Raw genomic sequence first — 20,106 nt, 5'->3', positions numbered from 1 at the left:
TGTCAATTTACGCAAGCTCCGCTGAAACGAGGAGGTTCCCGCATGTTCCGCCCCACCCGCCGCGCCCTCTCGATCACCACCACGCTGGCCTTTCTCGCCATCCTCGTCCCGGGGGGCGGGCTGCTGGGGCAGGCGACGGCGATCGTCGGCGCGACCCTCATCGACGGAAACGGCGGCCCTCCTCTCCCCGATGCCACCGTCGTCGTGGAAGGGGACCGCATCGCGGCCGCCGGTCCGCGCGCGGACGTCGACGTGCCGGATGGCGCGCGCGTCATCGACGGCGCCGGCAAGTTCGTCACGCCCGGCTTCGTCGACACGAACGTGCACATCTCCCTGTACGGCGGGGGAAACAAGGACCGGAAGGAGAGTTCCGTCTTCTACCGGTTGATGGGACCCGAACTCACGCTCGAGGCCGCGCAGATGCACCTCAAGTTCGGCGTCACCCACCTCCGCGACAGCTACGGCGCGCTCCCGGAACTCCAGCAGGTGCGGGACGCGATCGCCTCGGGCAAGGCCATCGGACCGCGGCTCCAGGTCGCCGGCAACATCGTCGGCTGGGGCGGGCCCTACTCGATCACCTTCGCCCTCATCCCGGAGGACGACCTCTCGCTCTACGAGGAACAGTTCTCCGACCACATCGCCCAGGGCGCGGGCGAGGATCTGATGGACCTGTATCCCGAGGAACTGCGGGTGAGGATCCGCGAGTATCTCGACAAGGGGGTGGACTTCCTCAAGTACGGGGGGACGAGTCACTGGGCGTTCCCCACGCTGATCGGGTTCTCGCCGGAGGCGCAGCGGGTGATCGTGGAGGAGACGCACGCGCGGGGCCTGATTGCGGAGACCCACTCCACGAATCCGGAGGGGCTGCGGCTCTCCGTCGAGGCGGGAATCGACCTCATCCAGCACCCCGAAGTGCTCGCGAACCGCGAGCTGTCGGACGCGCTCGTCCAGCAGATCGTGGACCGCGGCATCGTGTGCTCGATGCTCGTGAACACGATCACCGGCCCCGCCTGGGAGAACCACCTGGCGAACCGGGCGGCGGCCGAGGAACGTCTGGCCCGCGAAGCGGAGGGAGCCCGAGCGCGCGAATGGGGGCGGCTGCGGCGTCCCGTGGAGCGCGAGAAGACGAGCTACCAGATTCGCCGTGAGCAGCGGGCGCTTGGGTACGGCACGGAGATGCGCCGCCTGAACGCGAAGAAGCTGATCGACGGCGGGTGCATCACCACCCTCGGCACGGACAACTATGCGGGCGTGGCGCCGGAGTACGGACGCGCGCCCAAGCCGATCTGGCAGGAGCCCGGCATCGGGACGATCCTCGCCATCGAGGGTCTCGTCGAACTGGGGATGACGCCGGGCGAGGCGATCGTCGCCGCCACCCGCAACGGCGCCATCGCGTCGGGCGCGCTCGATGAGTTCGGCACGGTCGAAGTTGGCAAGCTCGCCGACCTCCTCGTGCTCGACGCCGACCCGCTCGCCGATATCGCGAACATCCGGAAACAGTCGGTCGTCATGGCCGCCGGCAGGATCGTCGATGTCGACGCGCTGCCGACCGACCCCGTCTACTTCAAGCGTTGAGACTTATGAACGTCCCGAAACAGGAGCGTCGGATGCTTCCCGTCTCTGGTTCTTCCCGTCCTTCCGTCCGCCGCCGCCGGTTCGCCGCCGCGGCCGCCTTTCTCCTCGCGCCCGCCGCGCTGGCCGCCCAGGAAGTCAAGCCAGCGCTGGATCACGAGGACACGTACCGCTGGAACTCCATCGGCGGCCGCACGATCTCGGCGGACGGCACCTGGCTCGCCTACGTCCTCACGCCCTGGGACGGCGACCCCACGCTCGTCATCGCGCGCAGCGACGGCTCGGCGGAACGCCGCTTCCGGGGTCGCTCGCCCTCCTTCACGCGGGACTCACGGCACCTCGCCTTCCGCGTGCCGCCGGTGAAGGCCGTGGTCGACTCGCTCCGCCTCGAAGGGAAGCGCGGGGACGACCTCCCCGGCGACTCGCTCGCCGTAATGAACCTCGCCGAAGCGTTCGCGGACGGCGCCGGAGATGACGTCGGAGTCCGGCGGGCCGGTCCCATCGACTCCTTCCGGGTCCCGGAGGACGGGGGCGCCTTCGTCGCCTACCTCCTGTCCGAGAATCCCGAGGAAGAAGAGGAGGAAGAAGAGGCCGAGGAGGCCGCGGAAGCCGCCGAGGAGGAAGAGGGGGAGGGCGAAGAGGAAGAGGAAGAGGAGCGCTCCGCGGAGTACGAGAAGCGGCACGAGAAGGAAGATGGGACGCCGTTCGTGCTCCTGAATCTCGACACGGGCGAAGAGCACAGCTTCGCCGACGTCGTCTCCTACACCGTCGCGGACGCGGGGAACGGGCTCGCGTACGTGGCCTCGACCGAGGACGAGGGCGGGGACGGGCTCCATCTCGTGGATCCCGCGAGCGGCCAGAGCGTGGAGGTGCTCGCCGGGGAGGGCCACTACGAGCAGGTCGCCTTCGACGAATCGGGTGAACGCCTCGCCTTCCTGAGCAACGTGGACGAGTGGGAGATGGACCAGCCGTCCTTCGCACTCTACCGGTCCGACGGCGGGGCGGCGGAGAAGGTGGCGGACCACGAGACGGCCGGCGTGTCCGCCGGCTGGTGGATCAGCGAGAACGGGTCCGTCTCCTTCAGCGAGGACGGGGATCGCCTCTTCTTCGGCACCGCGCCGCGTCCCGAGCCGGAGCCCGACGAGGAGATCCTCGACGCGGACCGCGTGACGCTCGACATCTGGAACTGGCGCGACCCGTACCTGCAGCCGATGCAGCTCGTGCAGGCGAACCGCGAACGCAACCGTTCGTATCTGGCGGTGGCGCACGAGGGCCGGGACGGCGTCGTGCAGTTGGGCACCGCGAGCATCCCGGACGTGTCCCGCCCCGAGAGCGGCATGAGCGACTACGTGCTCGCGACCAGCGACATGCCGCACCGCCAGAAGATCTCGTGGGACGGACGCTACGAGGACGCGTACGCGGTCGACGTTCTGACCGGCGAGCGCCGCATGATCGTGGAGGCGGTGCGCGGCTTCGGCGGCGCCAGCCTCTCGCCGGATGGGACGTACGCGTACTGGTGGGACGAGACGGATCGGGACTGGAAGGCCGCGCCGATGGACGGTTCCGGGCCGACGCGCAGCCTGACCGCGAGTCTTCCGGTCGCCTTCTACAACGAACTCGACGACCACCCGCAGGGACCGCCCCCCTATGGTGGCGCGACGTGGGTCGAAGGGGACGCCGCCATGCTCGTGTACGACCGGAACGACGTGTGGCGCGTCGATCCGAGCGGCGATGAGCCCGCCGTGCGCCTCACGCAGGGGAGGGAGGCCGACCTCCGCTACCGGGTGCAGCGCGTGGCCGAGGGTGGAGGCGGCAACTTCTTCGGGTTCGGATTCGGCGGAGGAGGCGGCGCGGGCGAGGGCATCGAGGAGGGCGACGTCCTCTTCTCCGTGTTCGACATGGGTACGAAGGCGTCCGGGTTCGCGCGCGGCCGGACGGACGAGGCGGGCCGGGTCGAGGAACTGGTCATGGACGATGTGCGCTACGCGTCGCCGACGAAGGCCGAGGACGCGGAGCGCTACGTGTGGACGCGCCAGACGTTCGTCGAGTTCCCCGACCTGTGGGTCGGCGACGCCGACTTCGGGAACGCGCGCAAGGTGAGCGACGCGAACCCGCAGCAGGCGGAGTACCGCTGGGGGAGCGCCGAACTCGTCCACTGGATGTCGAACGACCGCACGCCGCTCGACGGCATCCTGATCAAGCCGGACGGCTTCGATCCCTCGCAGCAATATCCGCTCATGGTCTACTTCTACGAGCGCATGTCCGACGGGCTGCACAGCTACCAGCCGCCCGTGCCGAACCGGGCCTCGGTCCGCTTCTCGTTCTACGCGAGCCGGGGATACGTCGTGTTCGTCCCCGACATCCCGTACGAGATCGGCTATCCAGGCGAGAGCGCGCTCGACGCCGTTGTGCCCGGCGTGCAGGCGCTCATCGCGCAGGGGTTCATCGATCCGGACCGGGTCGGCGTGCAGGGCCACTCGTGGGGCGGATACCAGATCGCCTACATGATCACGAAGACGAACGTCTTCGCCGCCGCGGAGGCGGGTGCGCCCGTGTCGAACATGACGAGCGCGTACGGCGGCATCCGCTGGCAGAGCGGGATGAGCCGCATGTTCCAGTACGAGCGCACGCAGAGCCGCATCGGCGGCACTCTGTGGGACGAGCGCGACCGCTACGTCCACAACTCACCCGTCTTCTTCGCGGACAAGATCCGGACGCCGCTCCTCATGCTCCACAACGACGAGGACGGCGCGGTGCCGTGGTACCAGGGGATCGAGATGTTCGTCGCCATGCGCCGGCTGGAGCTGCCCGTGTTCATGCTGAACTACAACGGCGAGGGACACGGGCTCGGACGACAGGCGAACCAGGAGGACTGGGCGATCCGCATGCAGCAGTTCTTCGACCACTACCTGATCGATGCCCCGGCCCCGCGCTGGATGGAGGAAGGCGTCCCGGCCGTCGTGAAGGGCCGTGACCTCGGCCTCGAACTCATCGGCAAGCCGGTCTCCGAACAGGGCGGGGTTTCCAGCGAGCGCGGCGGCCGCTAGCCCCGGGCGCTTGGTGCGCGCGTGATGCGGTTGCGGTTTCCGCACCCGCTGACGCTGCTCACGGTCGCGATCCTGGCGGCCGCGGCGCTGTCGTACGTCCTGCCGGCGGGGGAGTACGACCGGCGGGACGATCCGGTGACGGGGCGCAGTGTCGTGGTGCCCGGGACCTTCCACGAGGTCGAAGCCAACCGGATCGGCGCCTTCGAGGCGATTGTCGCGATCCCGCGGGGGATGGCGGATCGCGCCGATGTTGTGTTCCTCATCTTTCTCATCGGCGGGGCGTTTGCCGTGTTCGATGCGACGGGGGCGCTCCGGCGGGGCGTGACCTGGCTCGTCCGGGGGCTCGAGGGCCGCGAGATCCTCGCGATCCCCGTCGTCTGTCTCGCCTTCGCGGCGGGCGGCGTGACGGAGAACATGCAGGAGGAGATCATCCCCCTCGTGCCCGCGCTCATGCTGCTCACGAAGCGGCTCGGCTACTCTCCGATGGTCGGGGTGGCCGTGAGCGCGGGCTCCGCGTTCGTGGGGTCGGCCTTCAGTCCCATCAACCCGTTTCAGGTCCTGATCGCCCAGCAGGTGGCGGAGGTGCCGCCGCTTTCGGGCAGCCTCTTCCGGATCGCTTTCCTCGCCATCGCCCTCGGTCTCTGGATCTGGTGGACGATGCGCTACGCCGCCCGCACCCGCGTCCCTCCGGAAGACGCGGACGCCTCCGAACCGGACACCGCGTTCGGATGGAGGGACGGGACCATCTTCGCCATCGTCGTCGCCACCTTCGGCATCCTCGTGTGGGGACTGGTCGGGCTGAAGTGGGACTTCGACCACATGTCGGCGCTCTTCTTCATCATGGGGATCGTGGTGGGGATCATCGGGCGGCTCGGCGTGACGGGGACGGCGAAGGCCTACGCGGAAGGCTTCCGGTCGATGGGGTACGCGGCGCTCCTCATCGGCTTCGCGCACGCGATCTACGTGGTCATGGTGGACGGGCGCATCATCGACACGATCGTGCGCGGGCTGTTCATCCCGCTCGCCGACCTGCCGCTCGCGCTTTCGGCCATCGGCATGTCGGCCGCGCAGGGGGTGCTGCACTTCGCCGTGCCCAGCGTGAGCGGCCAGGCGGTGCTGACGCTGCCGGTCCTCGTCCCGCTCTCGGACCTGCTCGGGCTCTCGCGGCAGATCACGATCCTCGCCTACCAGTACGGGGCGGGGCTGTGCGAACTCATCACGCCCACCAACGGCGCCCTGATGGCGATCCTGGCCGCGAGCGGCGTCCGCTACGAGTCGTGGCTGCGCTTCGTGATCCCGCGCTACCTCATGCTCATGGCGCTCGGAGCGGTCGCCCTCGTCATCGCCCTCGCCATCGGCTACAGCTGAACCCCGCCGCGTTCCCGCGGGAACGTCCGAGTCAGAAGTTCTTGCGATCGACCGAACAGGCCGGTGAAGTCCCGAGCCACCCTGTCGCCCAGCCGGCGGGGCCGGCGGTGGTCCAGGCGTCGCGCGCCAGCCAGTCCATCGCGGGCTCCCCGATCGGCGCGCCCGGCGGGGCGTTCGGCGTCCCCGGCATCGCGTAGGGCGCCGACGGCTTCTCGAGGAAGCGCTCGATGTCGCGGTCGACTAGTTGCACGAAGGCCGCGTCCCTTTCCGGTGGGGGATTCGCCGCCATCTCGGCCCTCAGGTCCACCAGCTTCCGGGTCGCAAGGGCCCGCACATGCGGCATGGAGGCCCCATCGGCGAGCACCATGATCCGGTCCACGAGCACGCGGTAGGCCGCGAGCCGCAGTTCGGTGCGATAAAGCGTCTCGTTCGGCTCCGGGCGCACGGCGTCGACGAGCGCCGTCAGCACTTCCTTAAGCCCCGGGAGCGTCGGGTCGAGCGCGTGTTGCTGCACGAGCCGCGCGGCCCGCGACGGTTCGAGGACGCGTGACAACGTGTGGTCCGCCGCCACCACCGCCGGGGTGACCGCATCGAAGGCCGGCCCGGTGTAGCGCGGGAAGGTCTCGCGCGTGCGGCCGAACCCCGGCGGCCGGGGCGGCAGCAGTTCCAGCACGCCCGCGGGGATCTCCAGCTCCGCCGGCCGCATCGTCCGGGCCAGCGCGCCGAGCGCTGCCCGCTGTGCCTCGCCGGCGACGCGCTTCACGGGCGTCCGCCCGTCCCCTCGGAATGCGTAGACGTACTCCAGCCCCCCGAGCAGCGAGGCGGCGGCGTCCACCTGGTAGCGGTGGTGCATGTACAGCGGGACAAGCGCCTCCTCGACCGTCACGATCGGTCGTCCCGAGCGGATCGCGCCCTCACCGAAGCGGTCCAGCGCGTGCCGCCGCACGTCCATCATCCGCTCGAGTTCCGCGGCCGCGTCGACCCCGTTCGACCACTGGTCGGCGCGCGCGTGGATGTTGATGTCCTGGTTCGTGAAGTAGATGAGGTCCTCGTCCCAGGCTTCGTCGAGGATCCGCTGCAGTTCCGCGGCTTCGTCCGTCCCCTCCGGGAAGTCCGAATACCCGTACACGATGGCGACCTTGTCCCACTCTCCGATGTCCACGTCGTAGACCTCGGAATAGTCGAGCCGTCCGTCGTCGCCCAGCGTCACGAGTGGGTGCGGGTAGTCCAGAACCGAGATCCGGCCGCGGCTGCTGTCGTAGTAGTTGTGGCCGAGGCCGAGCGTGTGTCCGACCTCGTGCGCCGACAGCTGCCGGATCCGGGCCAGCGCCCACTCCGCCAGATCCGGCGGCACTTCGTCGCCGTTGGCGTAGGGCGAGAGGAGACCCTCGGCGATCAGGTAGTCCTGCCGCCACCGGAGCGAGCCGAGCGTCACCACCCCCTTCAGGATCTCGCCCGTGCGCGGGTCCGTGACGGAGCCGCCCGTGCTCCAGCCGCGCGTCGAGCGGTGCACCCAGTTGATCACGTTGTAGCGCACGTCGTGCGAACTCACGCCGTCCGGCAGCATCTCCACCCGGAACCCGTCCCGGAAGCCCGCCGCCTCGAACGCCTGGTTCCACCAGCGGGCGCCGTCGAGCAGCGCGGTCCGGATCGGCTCCGGCGCCCCCGGATCCAGGTAGTAGACGATCGGCTCGACCGCCTCGCTCATGGCCGCCGACGGGTCCCGCTTCTCAAGCCGGTGCCGGCGGATGAACCGCTGCCGCATGTCCTCTCCCAGCGGCGCCGAGTAGTCCGCGAAGCTCATGGCCCCGTAGCCGGCCCTCGGATCGAACGCCCGCGGCGTGTACTCCCCCAGCTCCGGCAGTTGCACGAAGGAGTGATGGAGACGGATTGTCGCCGCCTCGCCGGTCGAGGCCACGTTCCCGACCCCTTCGAACGCGCCGCTCCCACCTCCGAATCCGCCGAACCCGCCGCCCCCACCTCCCGGCTGGCGGACGAAGGTGAGCGACGCTTCGATCTCCGTGTTCTCCGGGAACCCCATCGTCATCGGCAGGTGCACGGCGCTCCGGCTCGCGTCGAACCGGTATGTCCCCGGCCGCAGCCGCTGCGCCCAGTTGATCATGTCCCGGACCACGAAGTCCGTCGCGTCGACGAGCACGCGCCCGTCCGTCTCCGCCGCCGCCGTGAAGCCCCACAGCGTGGAGGGGGCGAACGCGTCCGTGACCGCCTGCACCTCGCGCGGGTTCGTGCTGCTCGCCCGGAAGTCGAGGTTCGGCTGGATCATCAGCACCTTCGGCCCCACGCGGTGGAAGCGCACGAGGCGGGAGCCCGAGAGCGCCCCGCGGTCGAGCCCGATGTCGTTCGACCCCAGCCCCGAGGCGAGCCCCGTCATGTGGAGGATGTCCGTGTCCCAGCGCGAGATCTCGAGCCACAGCTTGCCGCTCGACGCTTCCCAGTACATGGGGATGAAGCCGTCGATGGCCCGCATCGAGGCGGTTTTGTCCGCGATCGAGGGGAGTTCGCCTCCGGAGTCCTGCGCGACCGCCGCCGCGGGGATCAGGACGAGAAGAAGCGCGATAAGACGCATTCGAAAACGGGTCAGCGAGTACACAGACGCCTCCTGCCGACAGGAACTGACTCCCCCGGGGTGCCGGGGAAAGGGCCTACACATTACAACGGCGGACGGCTACCGGTCGATTGCCGCGGTCACTTCGCCGATGATGTCCGACATGTAGGCGCCGTGGTCGGCGGGACTCGGCCCCAGCCGGACGATCACCAGATCCCGGGACGGGATGATGGCCGTGTACTGTCCCATGGCCCCCGCCGCCCAGTACGCGTCTTCCGGGGCCCCCGGAAACGCTCCGCCGCGATTCACCCAGAACAGCCCGCCGTAGTTGAGGAGTTCCGCGCCGGGAGCCGGCGTGCTCACGAAATCCACCCAACCCTCCGGGAGGATGCGGTCGGACCCGCCATCGGGCGTCGGCCATACGCCGTCCCACAGGTGGAGGAGCCCGAACCTCGCCCAGTCCCAGGCGCTCCCGTAGTCGTATCCCGTGATGATGAAGTTCCCCCACGCGTCCGTCTCGAGGACGTAGTCCCGCGCCCCGATGCGGTCGAACAGGATGCGCTGGGGATAGGTGAGCCAGTCCTCCCCGCGCGCCTCGACGGCCTGCCGCACGATGCGCGTCGCCGTGAGGGGGTCGGAGTTTCGGTAGCGGAAGATCGCGCCCGGCAGCGTGTCCATCGGCTGGTCGATCGCGTGCTCGAACACGTCGATCCCCTCGAAGTAGATCCGTGAGTGTTCGTGGGCGTGCGTCCAGCGGAGGACGGGGTCCGAGCCCAGGTTCAGGAAATCCAGCCCCGAACTCATGTTCAGCAGGTCGCGGAGGCGGATCTCCCGGCGCGGATCGTCCGCTCCCTGCCATTCGGGCACGGGCGCGGGGTCGTCGAGTCCCGCCTCGAGATGCCCGGCCTCGATCGCCGCGCCGACGAGGGCGCTCGCGATGCTCTTCCCCTGCGACCACGAGATCTGCGGCGTGTTACGCGTGAAGCCCGGCGCGTAGCGCTCGGCGAGAATCCGCCCGGCGTAGATGACGACGAGCGCCCGGGTGTTGTGCTCCGTCTGCGTCATCGCCCAGTCGAGGGCCGCTGCGAGCCCCGCCACGTCGACCTCCGCCGGCGGCGGGTCGTGGTAGGCGCCCACGTCGCCCGTAGGCCACGCGGTCGCCTCGGGATCCGGGCTCAGGCGCTCGACGACCGTCGGCTCGAACGTCACATCCTCGAACCCGGCCGGAAGGAGCGTGCAACCCTGGTCGCCGTTGTACTCCGCGTACTGCGTCGGGACTCCGTTTCCCGAGACGGAGGCCGTGCGCGTCTCGAAGTCCACGGCGTACTCGAAGTCCTCCTGCCAGTCGAAGCGGTCGAAGGGCCGGATGTCCTGCGTCACGACCTCCTCGACGGACCGCTCGTAGTCCCGGCCCACGACGAAGACGCCGGCGCAGAGGTGGTGCGCCGCCATCCCGGCCACGTGTCCCCGGATGTGGGCCTCGTCCTCTTCTTCCGTTTCGATCCGCGCGTCCGGCTCCGGCGCGCAGCCCGGCAGCAGCAGCGCGGCCGCCGCCGCAATCGGACGCCAGTGCCGGCGCCGAAGCCCCATGCGAGCGCTCATGCGAACCCCCATTCCGGAGAGAGGGACCGGACTACCGGTCGATCGCCGCCGTCACCTCTCCGATGATGTCCGACAGATATGCACCGGTGTCACCGGGGCTCGGGCCGAGCCGGACGATCACGAGATCCCGGGACGGGATGATGGCCGTGTACTGTCCCATGAATCCTGCGGCCCAGTATGCGTCCTCCGGGGCGCGCGGAAGCGAGCCGCCACGATTGAGCCAGAACAGCCCGCCGTACTGCAGCGCTTCGGCGCCCGGAGCGGGCGTGCTGACGAATTCCGCCCAGCCCTCGGGCAGGATGCGGTCGCTTCCGCCATCGGGCGTCGGCCACACGCCATCCCACAGGTGGAGGAGGCCGAACCGGGCCCAGTCCCACGCGCTCCCGTAGTCGTAGCCGGTGACGATGAAGTTGCCCCAGGCGTCCGTCTCGAGGACGTAGTTCCGGGCTCCGATGCGGTCGAACAGGATGCGCTGGGGATACGTGAGCCAATCCTCGCCCCGTGCCTCGACCGCCTCCCGCACGATGTGGTTGGCGGTGAGCGGGTCGGAGTTCCGGTAGCGGAAGATCGCGCCCGGCAGCGTGTCCATCGGCTGGTCGATCGCGTGCTCGAACACGTCGATCCCCTCGAAGTAGATCCGGAAGTGTTCGTTCGCGTGCGTCCACGACAGCGAGTCCGTCAGGCCGAGGTTCAGGAAGTCGAGGCCCGAACTCATGTTCAGGATGTCCCGGATCCGGATCTCCCGGCGCGGGTCGCCCTCCCCGTGCCATTCGGGGACGGGCACCGGGTCGTCGAGTCCGGCGTCGAGGTGACCGGCCTGGATCGCCGCGCCGACGAGCGCGCTCGCGATGCTCTTCCCCTGGGACCACGAGATCTGCGGCGTGTTGCGCGTGAAGCCGGGCGCGTAGCGCTCGCCGAGGATCTTTCCCGCGTAGATGACGACGAGCGCGCGCGTGTTGTGCTCGGTCTGGGCCATCGTCCAGTCGAGGGCCGCCTCGAGCGCCTCCATGTCGACCTCCGGCGGCGGCGGGTCGTGATACGCGCCGACGTCACCGGTCGGCCAGGCCGTCACCGCCGGGTCCGGACCGAGCCGCTCGACAACCTGCGGCTCGTACGTCACGTCCTCGAGGTCGGCCGGCAGGATCGTGCACCCCTGGTCTCCGTTGTACTCGGCAGAGCGCGTGCCGAAGTCCTCTCCGGAGATGGAGGCGGTGCGCGTCTCGAAGTTCACGTCGTACTGGAAGTCGTCCTGCCAGTTGAACAGTTCGAAACGCCGGATGTCCTGCGCCACGACCTCCTCGACGGAACGTTCGTAGTCGCGCCCCACGACGAAGACCCCCGAGCAGATGTGGTGCGCGGCCATCCCCGCGATGTGCGAGCGTTCGTGGGCTGCCTCGTCTTCCTCGGGCACGGTGCGCGTTTCCCCGCACCCGGCAACGCACGCCGCGACCAGCAGGATGCCGCCTGCCGCCGCCCGGATGCGGAACCTGTGACGGATTCCCGGCTGAGCCTTCATGCGAAACCCCCATTCGTTCCTGGCCGGCGGCCCTCGCGGGCCGGCAGCCCGTGGCAAAGCACCACTGCGTAGCTGAGTGCATCCGAAGCGTCCGGCGCAAGGGCTATAACGTTTCCGGCGGGATCCGTGTCGTTTCAAACGAGAAGGCCGTTCGCCACGCGGACGGGAAACAGGCGATGGAATCAGGTGATGGAATCAGGCAGGAAAGAGAGGATATCCATGAGAAAATCGATCGGAGCATTCGCTCTCGTAATGGTCGCACTCGCCGCTGCGGCGCCGCTCGAGGCGCAGGCTCAGCGGGGAGCCCGCGGCTTCGGCATGAGCCTCGACGACCAGATGACGGCCCTCACGGAACGGCTCGCGCTGGAGGAGGAGCAGGTCGTAAAGGTCCGTGAGATCCTTGAGACCCAGGCGGAGAGCCGGCGCGAGCGTCTCCAGGCCGCGCGCGGGTCGGGGGACCGGAACGCGATGATGCAACTCATGCAGGAACTCCAGCAGGAGACGGAGACCAGGCTCGCCGAAGTGCTGAGCGACGAGCAGATGGAGAAGTACCGGGAATACGTGGCCGAGCTGCAGCAGCGACGCCGGCCTCCGCTCTCACTCTGACCGCGCGGGGCGACTACCTCGAGGCCGGTGCCCGCACGGTTGCCGGCCTCGGGCCGCCCTTCGGCGCCCTTCCCCGCTGTACGAGCACGACCCCCGCCACGATGATCACGGTGCCCGCCAGCATCGGCAGCGTGAACGCCTCGTCCGCCAGCCACCAGCCCAGAAAGAGCGCCACGACCGGGTTCACGTACGCGTAGGTGCCCGCTGCCGCCGGCCGCACGGTGCGCAGAAGCCACATGTAGGCCGAAAAGGCCACGATCGACCCCATGGCGGCCAGGTAGATCAGCGACAGCCATGACCGCAGGGACACGTCGCCGAGCGACAGGCGGCCGAACTCTCCCGTCGCCAGTCCGATCAGCACGAGGATCAGGCCACCGGCGGCCATCGTGAGCGCCGTGCCGTAAAGCGGCGGCTGCGGCAGCGCGGCCCGCCGGTTGTACATGGAGCCGATGGCCCAGCTGACGGACGCCCCCACGACGACGAGGGCCCCCGCCACCACCTGGTTCGCGCTCGCCCCGCGGATCCCAATGTCCGCCCCGGAACTGCTCACGAGGAGGACGACGCCGCCCAGGCCCAGGATGAGCCCCGCGACTTCGAGCGGACTCGTCGTCTCGCGGTCCGGCCCCAGGCGCGCGATCGCGACCAGCCACAGCGGCACCGTGGCCACGAGCAGGGCCGTGAGCCCCGAGGGTACGTACTGCGCCGCCCAGCACACGAGTCCGTTGCCGCCCACGACCATGAACACGCCCGAGATGGTGGCGGCCTTCCATTCGGAAGGCTTCGGGACCGGTGCGCCCCGACGGCGGGACACGACGGCGAGAATCACGCCCGCCGCCAGGAAGCGCGTGCCCCCGAGGAGGAAGGGAGGGATCGTCTCGACGCCGAAGCGGATCGCCAGGTAGGTCGACCCCCACACCAGGTACACCGCGGCGAACGCCAGCAGCAGATCTCGGGTGGAAGCCGCGGGCGCGGCGGATGTGGGGGGCGCAATCAAGGGCGGGTCCGTCGGTCGTCTGTGCGTCGATTGTCGCTCCGTCGATCGCGGGCGCGCGTGACGGCGTAGATGATGAGGCCGACGGCGATGAGCCCCAGTCCCAGCCCGGCCTCGAGCGGCCGGTCGCGCAGGATGTAGGCCAGCGTCCACCCTGTCACGGCCAGGAAGATGAGCGGCGTCACGGGGTAGCCCCAGGCTCGGTACGGTTCGTCCGCCTCGGATCCACCGACTCCGTCCGCCCGCCCGTCCGCGCCCCGACCCGACGTCCGGCCTGACGTCCGGCCCGACGCCTGCCGCCGGCGCAGGAGAAACACGCCGCCCGCCGCCAGGAACGTGTTGAGGCCCATCGTGAAGCCCGAAAAGACGAGGATCGTCTCGAACGATTCCGTGAGGATGAACAGGAGGCTGATCGCGGCCTGCGTGAAGATGGCCACGCCGGGCGTCCCGCGAGCGTTGATGGAACTCAGGAACCGGAAGGTCGGATAGTCCTCGCCGATCGCATGCAGCACGCGCGGACCCGCGAGCACCATGGCGCTCACCGTGGAGACGAGGAGGAGCGCGAGCGTGATCCCCATCAGGTCGGCCCCCACCGGTCCGAAGATGTACCCCGCCGCGATGTATCCCACCTCGAGCCGTCCCACCATCTCCTCTACGGGGGCGGCGCGCAGGAAGACGTAGTTGAGTCCGACGTAGAGTCCCATCACGAGCAGCGTCCCCGCCGCCAGTGCGCGGGGGAGCGTCCGCCGCGGGTCCCGGAGTTCGCCCGTCACGTAGGTCGCGGCGTTCCAGCCCGAATACGAGTACGACACGAAGATGAGCGACACGGCGAACCCGGCGGAGAACACACTCGAAACGCCGCCCGCCGAGGGGAGCACACCGACTTCCCGGGGTTCCGCGACGAGGAACAGCCCGGCTGCGACGAACGCGAGGATCAGGACCACCTTGGCCGTCGTCGACCAGCGCTGAAAGCCGCCCGAGGTGCGGTGGGTGCGCCCATGGACGACCGAGAGCAGCACGACGAGCCCGACGGCGAGCCACCGCGCGGGCAGTGCCGGAAAGACGGACGACAGGTACGTCCCGAACGTGATCGCGGCCAGCGCCGTGGGAGCCGCGAACCCGATCGTGGCCGAGATCCAGCCCGAGACGAAGCCGGCTGCCGGGTGGTAGATGTGCGAGAGGAAGGTGTATTCGCCGCCCGAGCGCCGGATCGTCGACCCCAGCTCGGCGTAGGTGAGGGCGCCGCACACGGCCGCGACGCCGCCCACGACCCACAGCATGAGCAGGGCGAACCCGGATCTCAGAGACTCGAGCTGGAAGCCGAGGCTCGTGAAGACGCCGGTCCCGATCATGTTGGCGACGACGACCGCCGCCGCCGTGTGGAGGCCGAACCCGGCCCTGGGATTCTTCAGGGGATGGGCTCGGCCAGGCCCGCCTCGCTCACCAGCAGGAGGAGGTTCGCCTGGATCCCGCGGTGGCCGTCACGGTTGATCCACCATTCGCCGGGCGAGTGGGCCCCGCTCCCGATGCCCCCGCTCCCGATCGTCACCGCGGGGATCCCCAGGGAGATCGGGATGTTCGAGTCCGTCGACGAACGGGTCAGCGCGGGCACCGCCCCGAACAGGGGCATGACCGCGATGGCCCGCTCGACCAGGGGATGGTCGTCCGCGACCTCTCCCGAGGGACGGTCCCCGATCTGGTCCAGCTCCAGTTCGATCTCCGGCCCGGCCCGCCGCAGGGAGTTCTCCTCCTCCAGCGCCCGGCGCATCGCGTTCCGGAAGGCGGCGTCGATGCGCGCGAGGCTCTCCTCGCTCTCGGAGCGCATGTCCACCTCCATCCACGTCTCGAACGGAATCGAGTTGACGGAGGTCCCGCCGCCGAGCCGCCCCACGTTGTAGCTCGTGCGCGGCCCCGATCGCGTGAGGGTGTCGGCCACATCCTGGAAGTGACGGATCCCGCGGCCCAGCGCATGGGCGGGGCTGGCCATCCCGAACGCGCCCCAGGAGTGCCCGCCGGGCCCCCGGAACGTCACGCGGAAACGATGGGAACCGAGCCCCTTGTTCACGATGCGACCCAGCCCGGTGCCGTCGATGTCGATCCAGGTGTGGATGGGGTCCGCGCCTTCGCGAAACAGGTACTTCATCCCGCGCAGGTCGCCGAGCCCCTCCTCCCCGACGGTCCCGATGAACCGCACGTCCGCCTCCGTCTCGATGCCGGCGGCCTCGAGCGCCCGCAGCACGGTGAGGACCGCGATGAGGCCGCGCGTGTCGTCGCCGATGCCGGGGGCGAAGAGCGTGTCCCCGCGCTGCGTGACCGTCACGTCGACGTCCGCCGGGAACACCGTGTCCAGGTGTCCCGACAGCGCGACGGTCCGCCGCTCCCCCTCCGGCGTCGCTCCCCGCGCGCCGCCCCGGCCGTACCGGATCGCGACCGCGTTGCCCTCCTCGTCGATGAACACGGAGTCCGCGCCGGCCTCCCGGAGCCACTCCGCGTAGACCCGGCCGCGCTCGTCCTCCATGAAGGGGGGCGCCGCGACTTCCGTGAGTTCGATGAGTTCGCGGATCGTCCTCGGCTCGAGTTCCTCGATGATCCGGAAGGCGCTCCGCACCGCGGGATGCTCGGCGAGGCGCCGCACGTCGTCACCCGGCGCCTGGGCCGTCGCCACAGCCGGGATGCCCCCGACGATGGCCATGCCGAAGAGGGCGGAGACGATGAATCCACTGACGGTCCGGGCATATCGTGCGTACATGGCGGCTGAGTCTCCTCGAATCGGATCTCTTCGGCGGTCGTCGTCGGCCGCCAGGGGCACAGGAATGCCGCTCTCTGGCGGGAGTCGGCTCGTGAAGAATACCGTTTCCGAACACATGTCGAAAACGCGGTCTCACTGCGGGCCGACGGCTGAGAGAGATGTCGAGGTGAAGTTCAAGGCGACAGAGTCGATCGCGCGGCCGCTGCTGGCCGGGCTTGCGCTCGTCGGTGTGGGCTGCGGAGGCGCCGTGGAGCCGCCGCTGTCGGCGACGTGCGGCGACGCGCCTCTCACGGTCGCGTTCTACGCATTCTTCGCCCCGGTCAGCTACAGCGCGGACGAGGACCCGCACTCGCCCGGGTTCAGTCGGCACATGGGCTACGAGGCCGACCTCCTCAGCGCGCTCGAGGCCATGCCCGGTACCGGACTCTCCTTCGTGCGCCGCCCGATCGCCGACTGGCCCGGAATCTGGCTTCTGCCCGCGACGCCGGACTTCGACATGGCCGGCGGCGGCATCACGATTCTCGAGTCGCGGACGGTCGACGATTCCGGCGCCCCGGCGGTTGCGTTCACGTCCGGCCACATCGCGTTCCGCCAGTCGCTCCTGGTGCGAAACGAGGATGCCGCACGGCTCTCCTCCTACGACGCGCTCACGAGCGCGGTGCGCGTGGGCGTCCTTCCGGGGACAACGGGAGAAGCACGGCTGCTCCAGATCACGGGAATCGTGGACGGTTCCGGCGTGCTCCGGGCGGGGACGCGCGTGGAGACGCCGGCCGGCACGGTGGTCGCGGATGGTACGGCGGCGTTTACGATCACGGCCGCCATGGCATCGCCCGTCCTCGGGGGCCGAACCCGCCTTCACCCCGCATCCGGCGACATGCCGCAGGTGGTGTACCTCGGCCGGGAGTCCGGCGACCAGGAATTGTTCGACGCCCTGCACGATGGACGCATCGACGCCGTGGCCCAAGGGGAAATCGGAAGCGGCGAGGCCGCGCACAGGTCGGGCGGAGCGTTCACCGTCGCCGCCCGGGATTCTCTCGCCGAGTTCGGGGGCTTCGCGCTGGATGCGGACGACCGCGATCTGTTGACCTGCATCGACGACCGAATCAACTGGCTGACCGACGAACGCCGCACAGGCTTTGCGGAATGGCGCGCCGACCCGTCCGTCTTCCGGCAGCGGGCCGCACTCTGGCCCGGCGGCGGCTGACCGGCCGCGAAGGAAGCCGTTCCGGGGCGGGCTAGCTGCCGAAGCGGGCGAGGATCCAGTCGGAGATCGTGTCGAGGAAGCCGTCGACGAAGTCGTGCTCGAGCGTCGCATATTCGGCCGGGGATCCGCTGGTGGCGGCCTGGAAGAGATGATTGGCGCGCGGGAGAACCTCGACCGTCACGTCCGGGTTGCCGGCCAGCGCCTCTTCCAGCGGCGGGCGGTTCTGATCGACGAGCACTTGCAGGTCGAGGCCGCCGAAGAGCGCGAGCACCGGCACCCGCGTGCCCCGGAGGCCCTCGACCGGATCGTACGTGAGAAAATGCCGGAACCAGGGGGTTTCGACGCGGTTGATCTGCCCGTCGATCTGGGTTTGTACGTAGGAGGCCACGTCTGAGATCGCCGCGCGCTGCTCTTCGGGGAGGGCCTCGACGCCCTCGCGGATCGCGGCGCCAAGCTCCTCGCGATACGCCTCCAGGTCTTCCCCCGCCTCCAGGGCCGCGAACAGACGGCGCTGGAAGTCGGTGTTCCACTCGATGCGATCCTCGGGCACGCCGCTCGCGCGCTGAATGGCCGCGGACTGTTCGTACAGGATCTCGGTGCCGGGCACGGTCGAACCGGCCAGCAGCACGGCGAAGCGGACGGCGTCCGAACGGGAGGCCGCGAGGGGCGCCACGATGGCTCCCTCGCTGTGTCCCACAAGGCCGACACGCGCGGAATCGACGTCCGGGTGCTCCGAGAGTCGGGCGAGCCCCGCCAGCGCGTCGCCCGCGAAGTCGGCAGTGGTGGAGGAAGAGACGCTTCCCGTCGAGCCGCCGACGCCGCGGTCGTCGTAGCGGAGGACGGCGATGCCCTGCCGCGTGAGGTGATCGGAGAGGAGGCGGAAGACGGCGAACCCGGCCACGACCTCGTCCCGGTCCTGGGGTCCCGACCCCGTAATGAGGACGACGCCCGGAAACGGTCCCGTCCCCTCCGGCACCGTCAGCGTCCCCTCCAGGTGGACGTCGCCGTTCTCGAACGAGACCTCTTCCGCCCGGTACGGTACCGGCTCGTCCGCCTCCGCTTCCGGAAGCTCGGCGCGCGACACGGAGAACGTGGCGGTCACGACCCCCTGCGTGAACTCGCCCTCGATCGTGTCGCCGTTGAGAGCGCCATCCCACGCGGCGATCCCGATGGGAGCCTCGAGTTCGAAATGCACACGGCCGTCCGCGTAGGACACGGCGGTGAGGGGAAGACCCATCGCGCCCTGCGCGGGGATGTCCATCGAGGCGGACAGCACCCCGTCGGCCCGCTCGAAGGTGACGGAGAAAGGCAACTCACCCGTAGCGAGCACCACGGATCCCGCCCACCGGCCCTCGACGCCGCCGGCACTCCCCTCGGGGCCCGTATCCGGCTCCTGTGCCAGCGCCGGAGAGGGGAGTACGCACCCGGCCGCGACAAGCATTCTCAGGACCACGGTCAGACCTCCTCGACCTTGACGGCGGAGCCGTAGACGACGATCTCGGCGGTCCCTCCCAGGACATAGGAGGTGGAGAAGCGGATACAGAGGATCGCGTTCGCGCCGGCTGCCTCCGCCTCCGCCTCCATCCGATCGACCGCCTGTTCCCGCGCCTCGGCCATCATCTTCGTGTACTCCTGGATCTCGCCGCCCACGATGGTCTTCAGGGCGGCGAGAATGTCGCGGCCCAGGTGGCGCGCCCGGATCGTGCTGCCGCGGACGAGGCCGAATTCCTCTACGATCCGGTGTCCGGCGAGGTCGTTTCGGGAGGTGAGGATCATCGGACGACATCCTTGTAGGGGTCTTTCTTCTGCATGAACAGGCGCTCGCGAACGACGGAGACGAACAGGATCACGAAGCCGGCGATCAGCGCGAGCAGGCTCCAGCGAATGTACGCGGGTATCGTCGTGTCCCGAATCAGTTCGCCGACCGCGGTCCACAGCGCCCATGTCCCCACGATGATCGTTCCCAGCGAGACCAGGACCCAGCCGATGCCGCGTTCGAGCCGGCGATAGACGTGTTCCCAGTAGCTGTCCCAGGTTTCCTCCGGCGGCTTCAGCGGAGCCATGGTGTCGGTGACCTCCTTCAGGCGCTGGTATGTCGCCAGTTCGTCGCGAAGACCGGGGTTCTCCTCGAGCGCGGACTCGAGTTCGAGCCGTCCCTCTCCCGAGATCTCCCGATCCAGTTCGGCCATCATCAGATGGCGCACCCGCTCGTCCCCGGGCGGGTTCGCGTTTCTCTCACTCATCGCCCGCACCTCCCCCCTGGCCGGGGTGCGTTCCCGTCGTCTCCATCTCGCGCGCGAGCGACCGCCGCGCCCGATAGAGCCGCGACATCACCGTGCCGATGGGGATTCCCAGCAACTCGGCGATCTCCCGGTAGCGAAGTTCCTCAAACTCGCGCAGGACGAGCGTCTCCCGTTCCCGCTCGGGCAGGCGTTCGATCGCCGCGCCGACCTGTTCGCGCAGTTCCGAACGCATCACCGCCTGATCCGGGCTGAGCGGGCGCCGCCCCATCGTCGTGTCCGTAAGCCAGCTGCCCGCCGCCTCGAGCTTCAGGCGGCGTGATCGCTGGTCCCGCGTATGGTTGAAACAGAGTCGTCGGATGATCTGGTACAGCCAGGGAAAGAAGGGACGTTCGGGGTCGATCCTGGCGCGTGCGCGGAACGCCCTGGCGAAGGCCTCCTGCGAGAGGTCCAGCGCATCGTCGTGGTTCCCGACGAGGCCGAGTGCGGTATAGTAGGCACGCTGCATGTATCGAGTGACGAGTTCGCCGAAGGCCGCACGCTCGCCACGCTGCGCGCGAAGAACGAGCATGCGGTCGGTTGCCTCCGAGCTGTTCAATGATGGCTCCCATGTCGTGGGCACCGGTGTAGACCGTGGTGACTGCC

The 20,106-nt window shown here is 69.5% G+C and carries 15 protein-coding genes; 5 read left to right on the top strand and 10 right to left on the bottom strand.

What is annotated here, in order from left to right; translation table 11 throughout:
- Positions 1-42: 42 nt before the first annotated feature.
- Genes RN901_RS08955 through RN901_RS08945 form a run of 3 tightly spaced genes read left to right on the top strand, consistent with a single transcriptional unit; the run spans position 43 to position 5,987 of the window.
- Positions 43-1,575 carry an amidohydrolase family protein gene (locus RN901_RS08955; RefSeq protein ID WP_310757928.1) on the top strand — a complete coding sequence of 511 codons (1,533 nt, stop codon included), beginning with the start codon at positions 43-45 and terminating at the stop codon, positions 1,573-1,575.
- Positions 1,576-1,607: 32 nt separating this feature from the next.
- Positions 1,608-4,619: a prolyl oligopeptidase family serine peptidase gene (locus RN901_RS08950; RefSeq protein ID WP_310757927.1), complete on the top strand. Its 3,012-nt coding sequence runs from the start codon at positions 1,608-1,610 to the stop codon at positions 4,617-4,619.
- A gap of 24 nt (positions 4,620-4,643) precedes the next feature.
- Entirely contained in the window at positions 4,644-5,987 is a 1,344-nt protein-coding gene (locus RN901_RS08945; protein WP_310757926.1) for a hypothetical protein, read from the top strand.
- 31 nt (positions 5,988-6,018) lie between these two features.
- On the opposite strand, the gene RN901_RS08940 is transcribed toward RN901_RS08945, so the two are convergent.
- The 3 genes from RN901_RS08940 to RN901_RS08930 form a co-directional block, all read right to left on the bottom strand.
- Positions 6,019-8,598, bottom strand: coding sequence for a zinc-dependent metalloprotease (locus RN901_RS08940; RefSeq protein WP_310757925.1), 2,580 nt, complete (start codon positions 8,596-8,598; stop codon positions 6,019-6,021).
- Positions 8,599-8,673: 75 nt separating this feature from the next.
- Positions 8,674-10,155, bottom strand: a complete 1,482-nt coding sequence (locus tag RN901_RS08935) for a serine hydrolase (protein ID WP_310757924.1) — start codon at positions 10,153-10,155, stop codon at positions 8,674-8,676.
- 31 nt (positions 10,156-10,186) lie between these two features.
- On the bottom strand, positions 10,187-11,671 hold the full coding sequence (locus tag RN901_RS08930) for a serine hydrolase (RefSeq protein ID WP_310757923.1): 1,485 nt from the start codon (positions 11,669-11,671) through the stop codon (positions 10,187-10,189).
- Positions 11,672-11,890: 219 nt separating this feature from the next.
- Here RN901_RS08930 and RN901_RS08925 point away from each other — a divergent pair, with 219 nt between their 5' ends.
- Positions 11,891-12,277 carry a hypothetical protein gene (locus tag RN901_RS08925; RefSeq protein WP_310757922.1) on the top strand — a complete coding sequence of 129 codons (387 nt, stop codon included), beginning with the start codon at positions 11,891-11,893 and terminating at the stop codon, positions 12,275-12,277.
- A 13-nt stretch (positions 12,278-12,290) separates the two neighbouring features.
- Here RN901_RS08925 and RN901_RS08920 read toward each other — a convergent pair whose 3' ends face one another.
- Genes RN901_RS08920 through RN901_RS08910 form a run of 3 tightly spaced genes read right to left on the bottom strand, consistent with a single transcriptional unit; the run spans position 12,291 to position 16,017 of the window.
- Entirely contained in the window at positions 12,291-13,271 is a 981-nt protein-coding gene (locus RN901_RS08920; RefSeq protein WP_310757921.1) for an EamA family transporter, read from the bottom strand.
- Positions 13,268-14,680 (bottom strand): amino acid permease, encoded by a 1,413-nt coding sequence (locus RN901_RS08915; RefSeq protein WP_310757940.1) that lies wholly within the window; start codon positions 14,678-14,680, stop codon positions 13,268-13,270. The genes RN901_RS08920 and RN901_RS08915 overlap by 4 nt, the downstream gene beginning before the upstream one ends.
- Positions 14,677-16,017, bottom strand: coding sequence for a M20/M25/M40 family metallo-hydrolase (locus tag RN901_RS08910; RefSeq protein ID WP_310757920.1), 1,341 nt, complete (start codon positions 16,015-16,017; stop codon positions 14,677-14,679). The genes RN901_RS08915 and RN901_RS08910 overlap by 4 nt, the downstream gene beginning before the upstream one ends.
- A gap of 166 nt (positions 16,018-16,183) precedes the next feature.
- Here RN901_RS08910 and RN901_RS08905 point away from each other — a divergent pair, with 166 nt between their 5' ends.
- Complete coding sequence (locus RN901_RS08905) at positions 16,184-17,221, top strand: transporter substrate-binding domain-containing protein (RefSeq protein ID WP_310757919.1); 1,038 nt, start codon at positions 16,184-16,186, stop codon at positions 17,219-17,221.
- A gap of 31 nt (positions 17,222-17,252) precedes the next feature.
- On the opposite strand, the gene RN901_RS08900 is transcribed toward RN901_RS08905, so the two are convergent.
- Genes RN901_RS08900 through RN901_RS08885 form a run of 4 tightly spaced genes read right to left on the bottom strand, consistent with a single transcriptional unit; the run spans position 17,253 to position 20,032 of the window.
- Positions 17,253-18,674 carry an alpha/beta fold hydrolase gene (locus RN901_RS08900; RefSeq protein ID WP_310757918.1) on the bottom strand — a complete coding sequence of 474 codons (1,422 nt, stop codon included), beginning with the start codon at positions 18,672-18,674 and terminating at the stop codon, positions 17,253-17,255.
- Between the two features lie 2 nt (positions 18,675-18,676).
- Positions 18,677-18,997 carry a heavy metal-binding domain-containing protein gene (locus RN901_RS08895; RefSeq protein ID WP_310757917.1) on the bottom strand — a complete coding sequence of 107 codons (321 nt, stop codon included), beginning with the start codon at positions 18,995-18,997 and terminating at the stop codon, positions 18,677-18,679.
- Positions 18,994-19,464, bottom strand: a complete 471-nt coding sequence (locus tag RN901_RS08890) for a hypothetical protein (RefSeq protein ID WP_310757916.1) — start codon at positions 19,462-19,464, stop codon at positions 18,994-18,996. Before RN901_RS08890 ends, RN901_RS08895 begins: the two co-directional genes overlap by 4 nt.
- Positions 19,457-20,032 carry a sigma-70 family RNA polymerase sigma factor gene (locus tag RN901_RS08885; RefSeq protein WP_310757915.1) on the bottom strand — a complete coding sequence of 192 codons (576 nt, stop codon included), beginning with the start codon at positions 20,030-20,032 and terminating at the stop codon, positions 19,457-19,459. Before RN901_RS08885 ends, RN901_RS08890 begins: the two co-directional genes overlap by 8 nt.
- Positions 20,033-20,106: the final 74 nt, after the last annotated feature.

Origin of the sequence: Candidatus Palauibacter soopunensis (assembly GCF_947581735.1) — a bacterium.
Taxonomy (GTDB): domain Bacteria; phylum Gemmatimonadota; class Gemmatimonadetes; order Palauibacterales; family Palauibacteraceae; genus Palauibacter; species Palauibacter soopunensis.
This window is presented reverse-complemented; position numbering and strand designations above follow the sequence as displayed.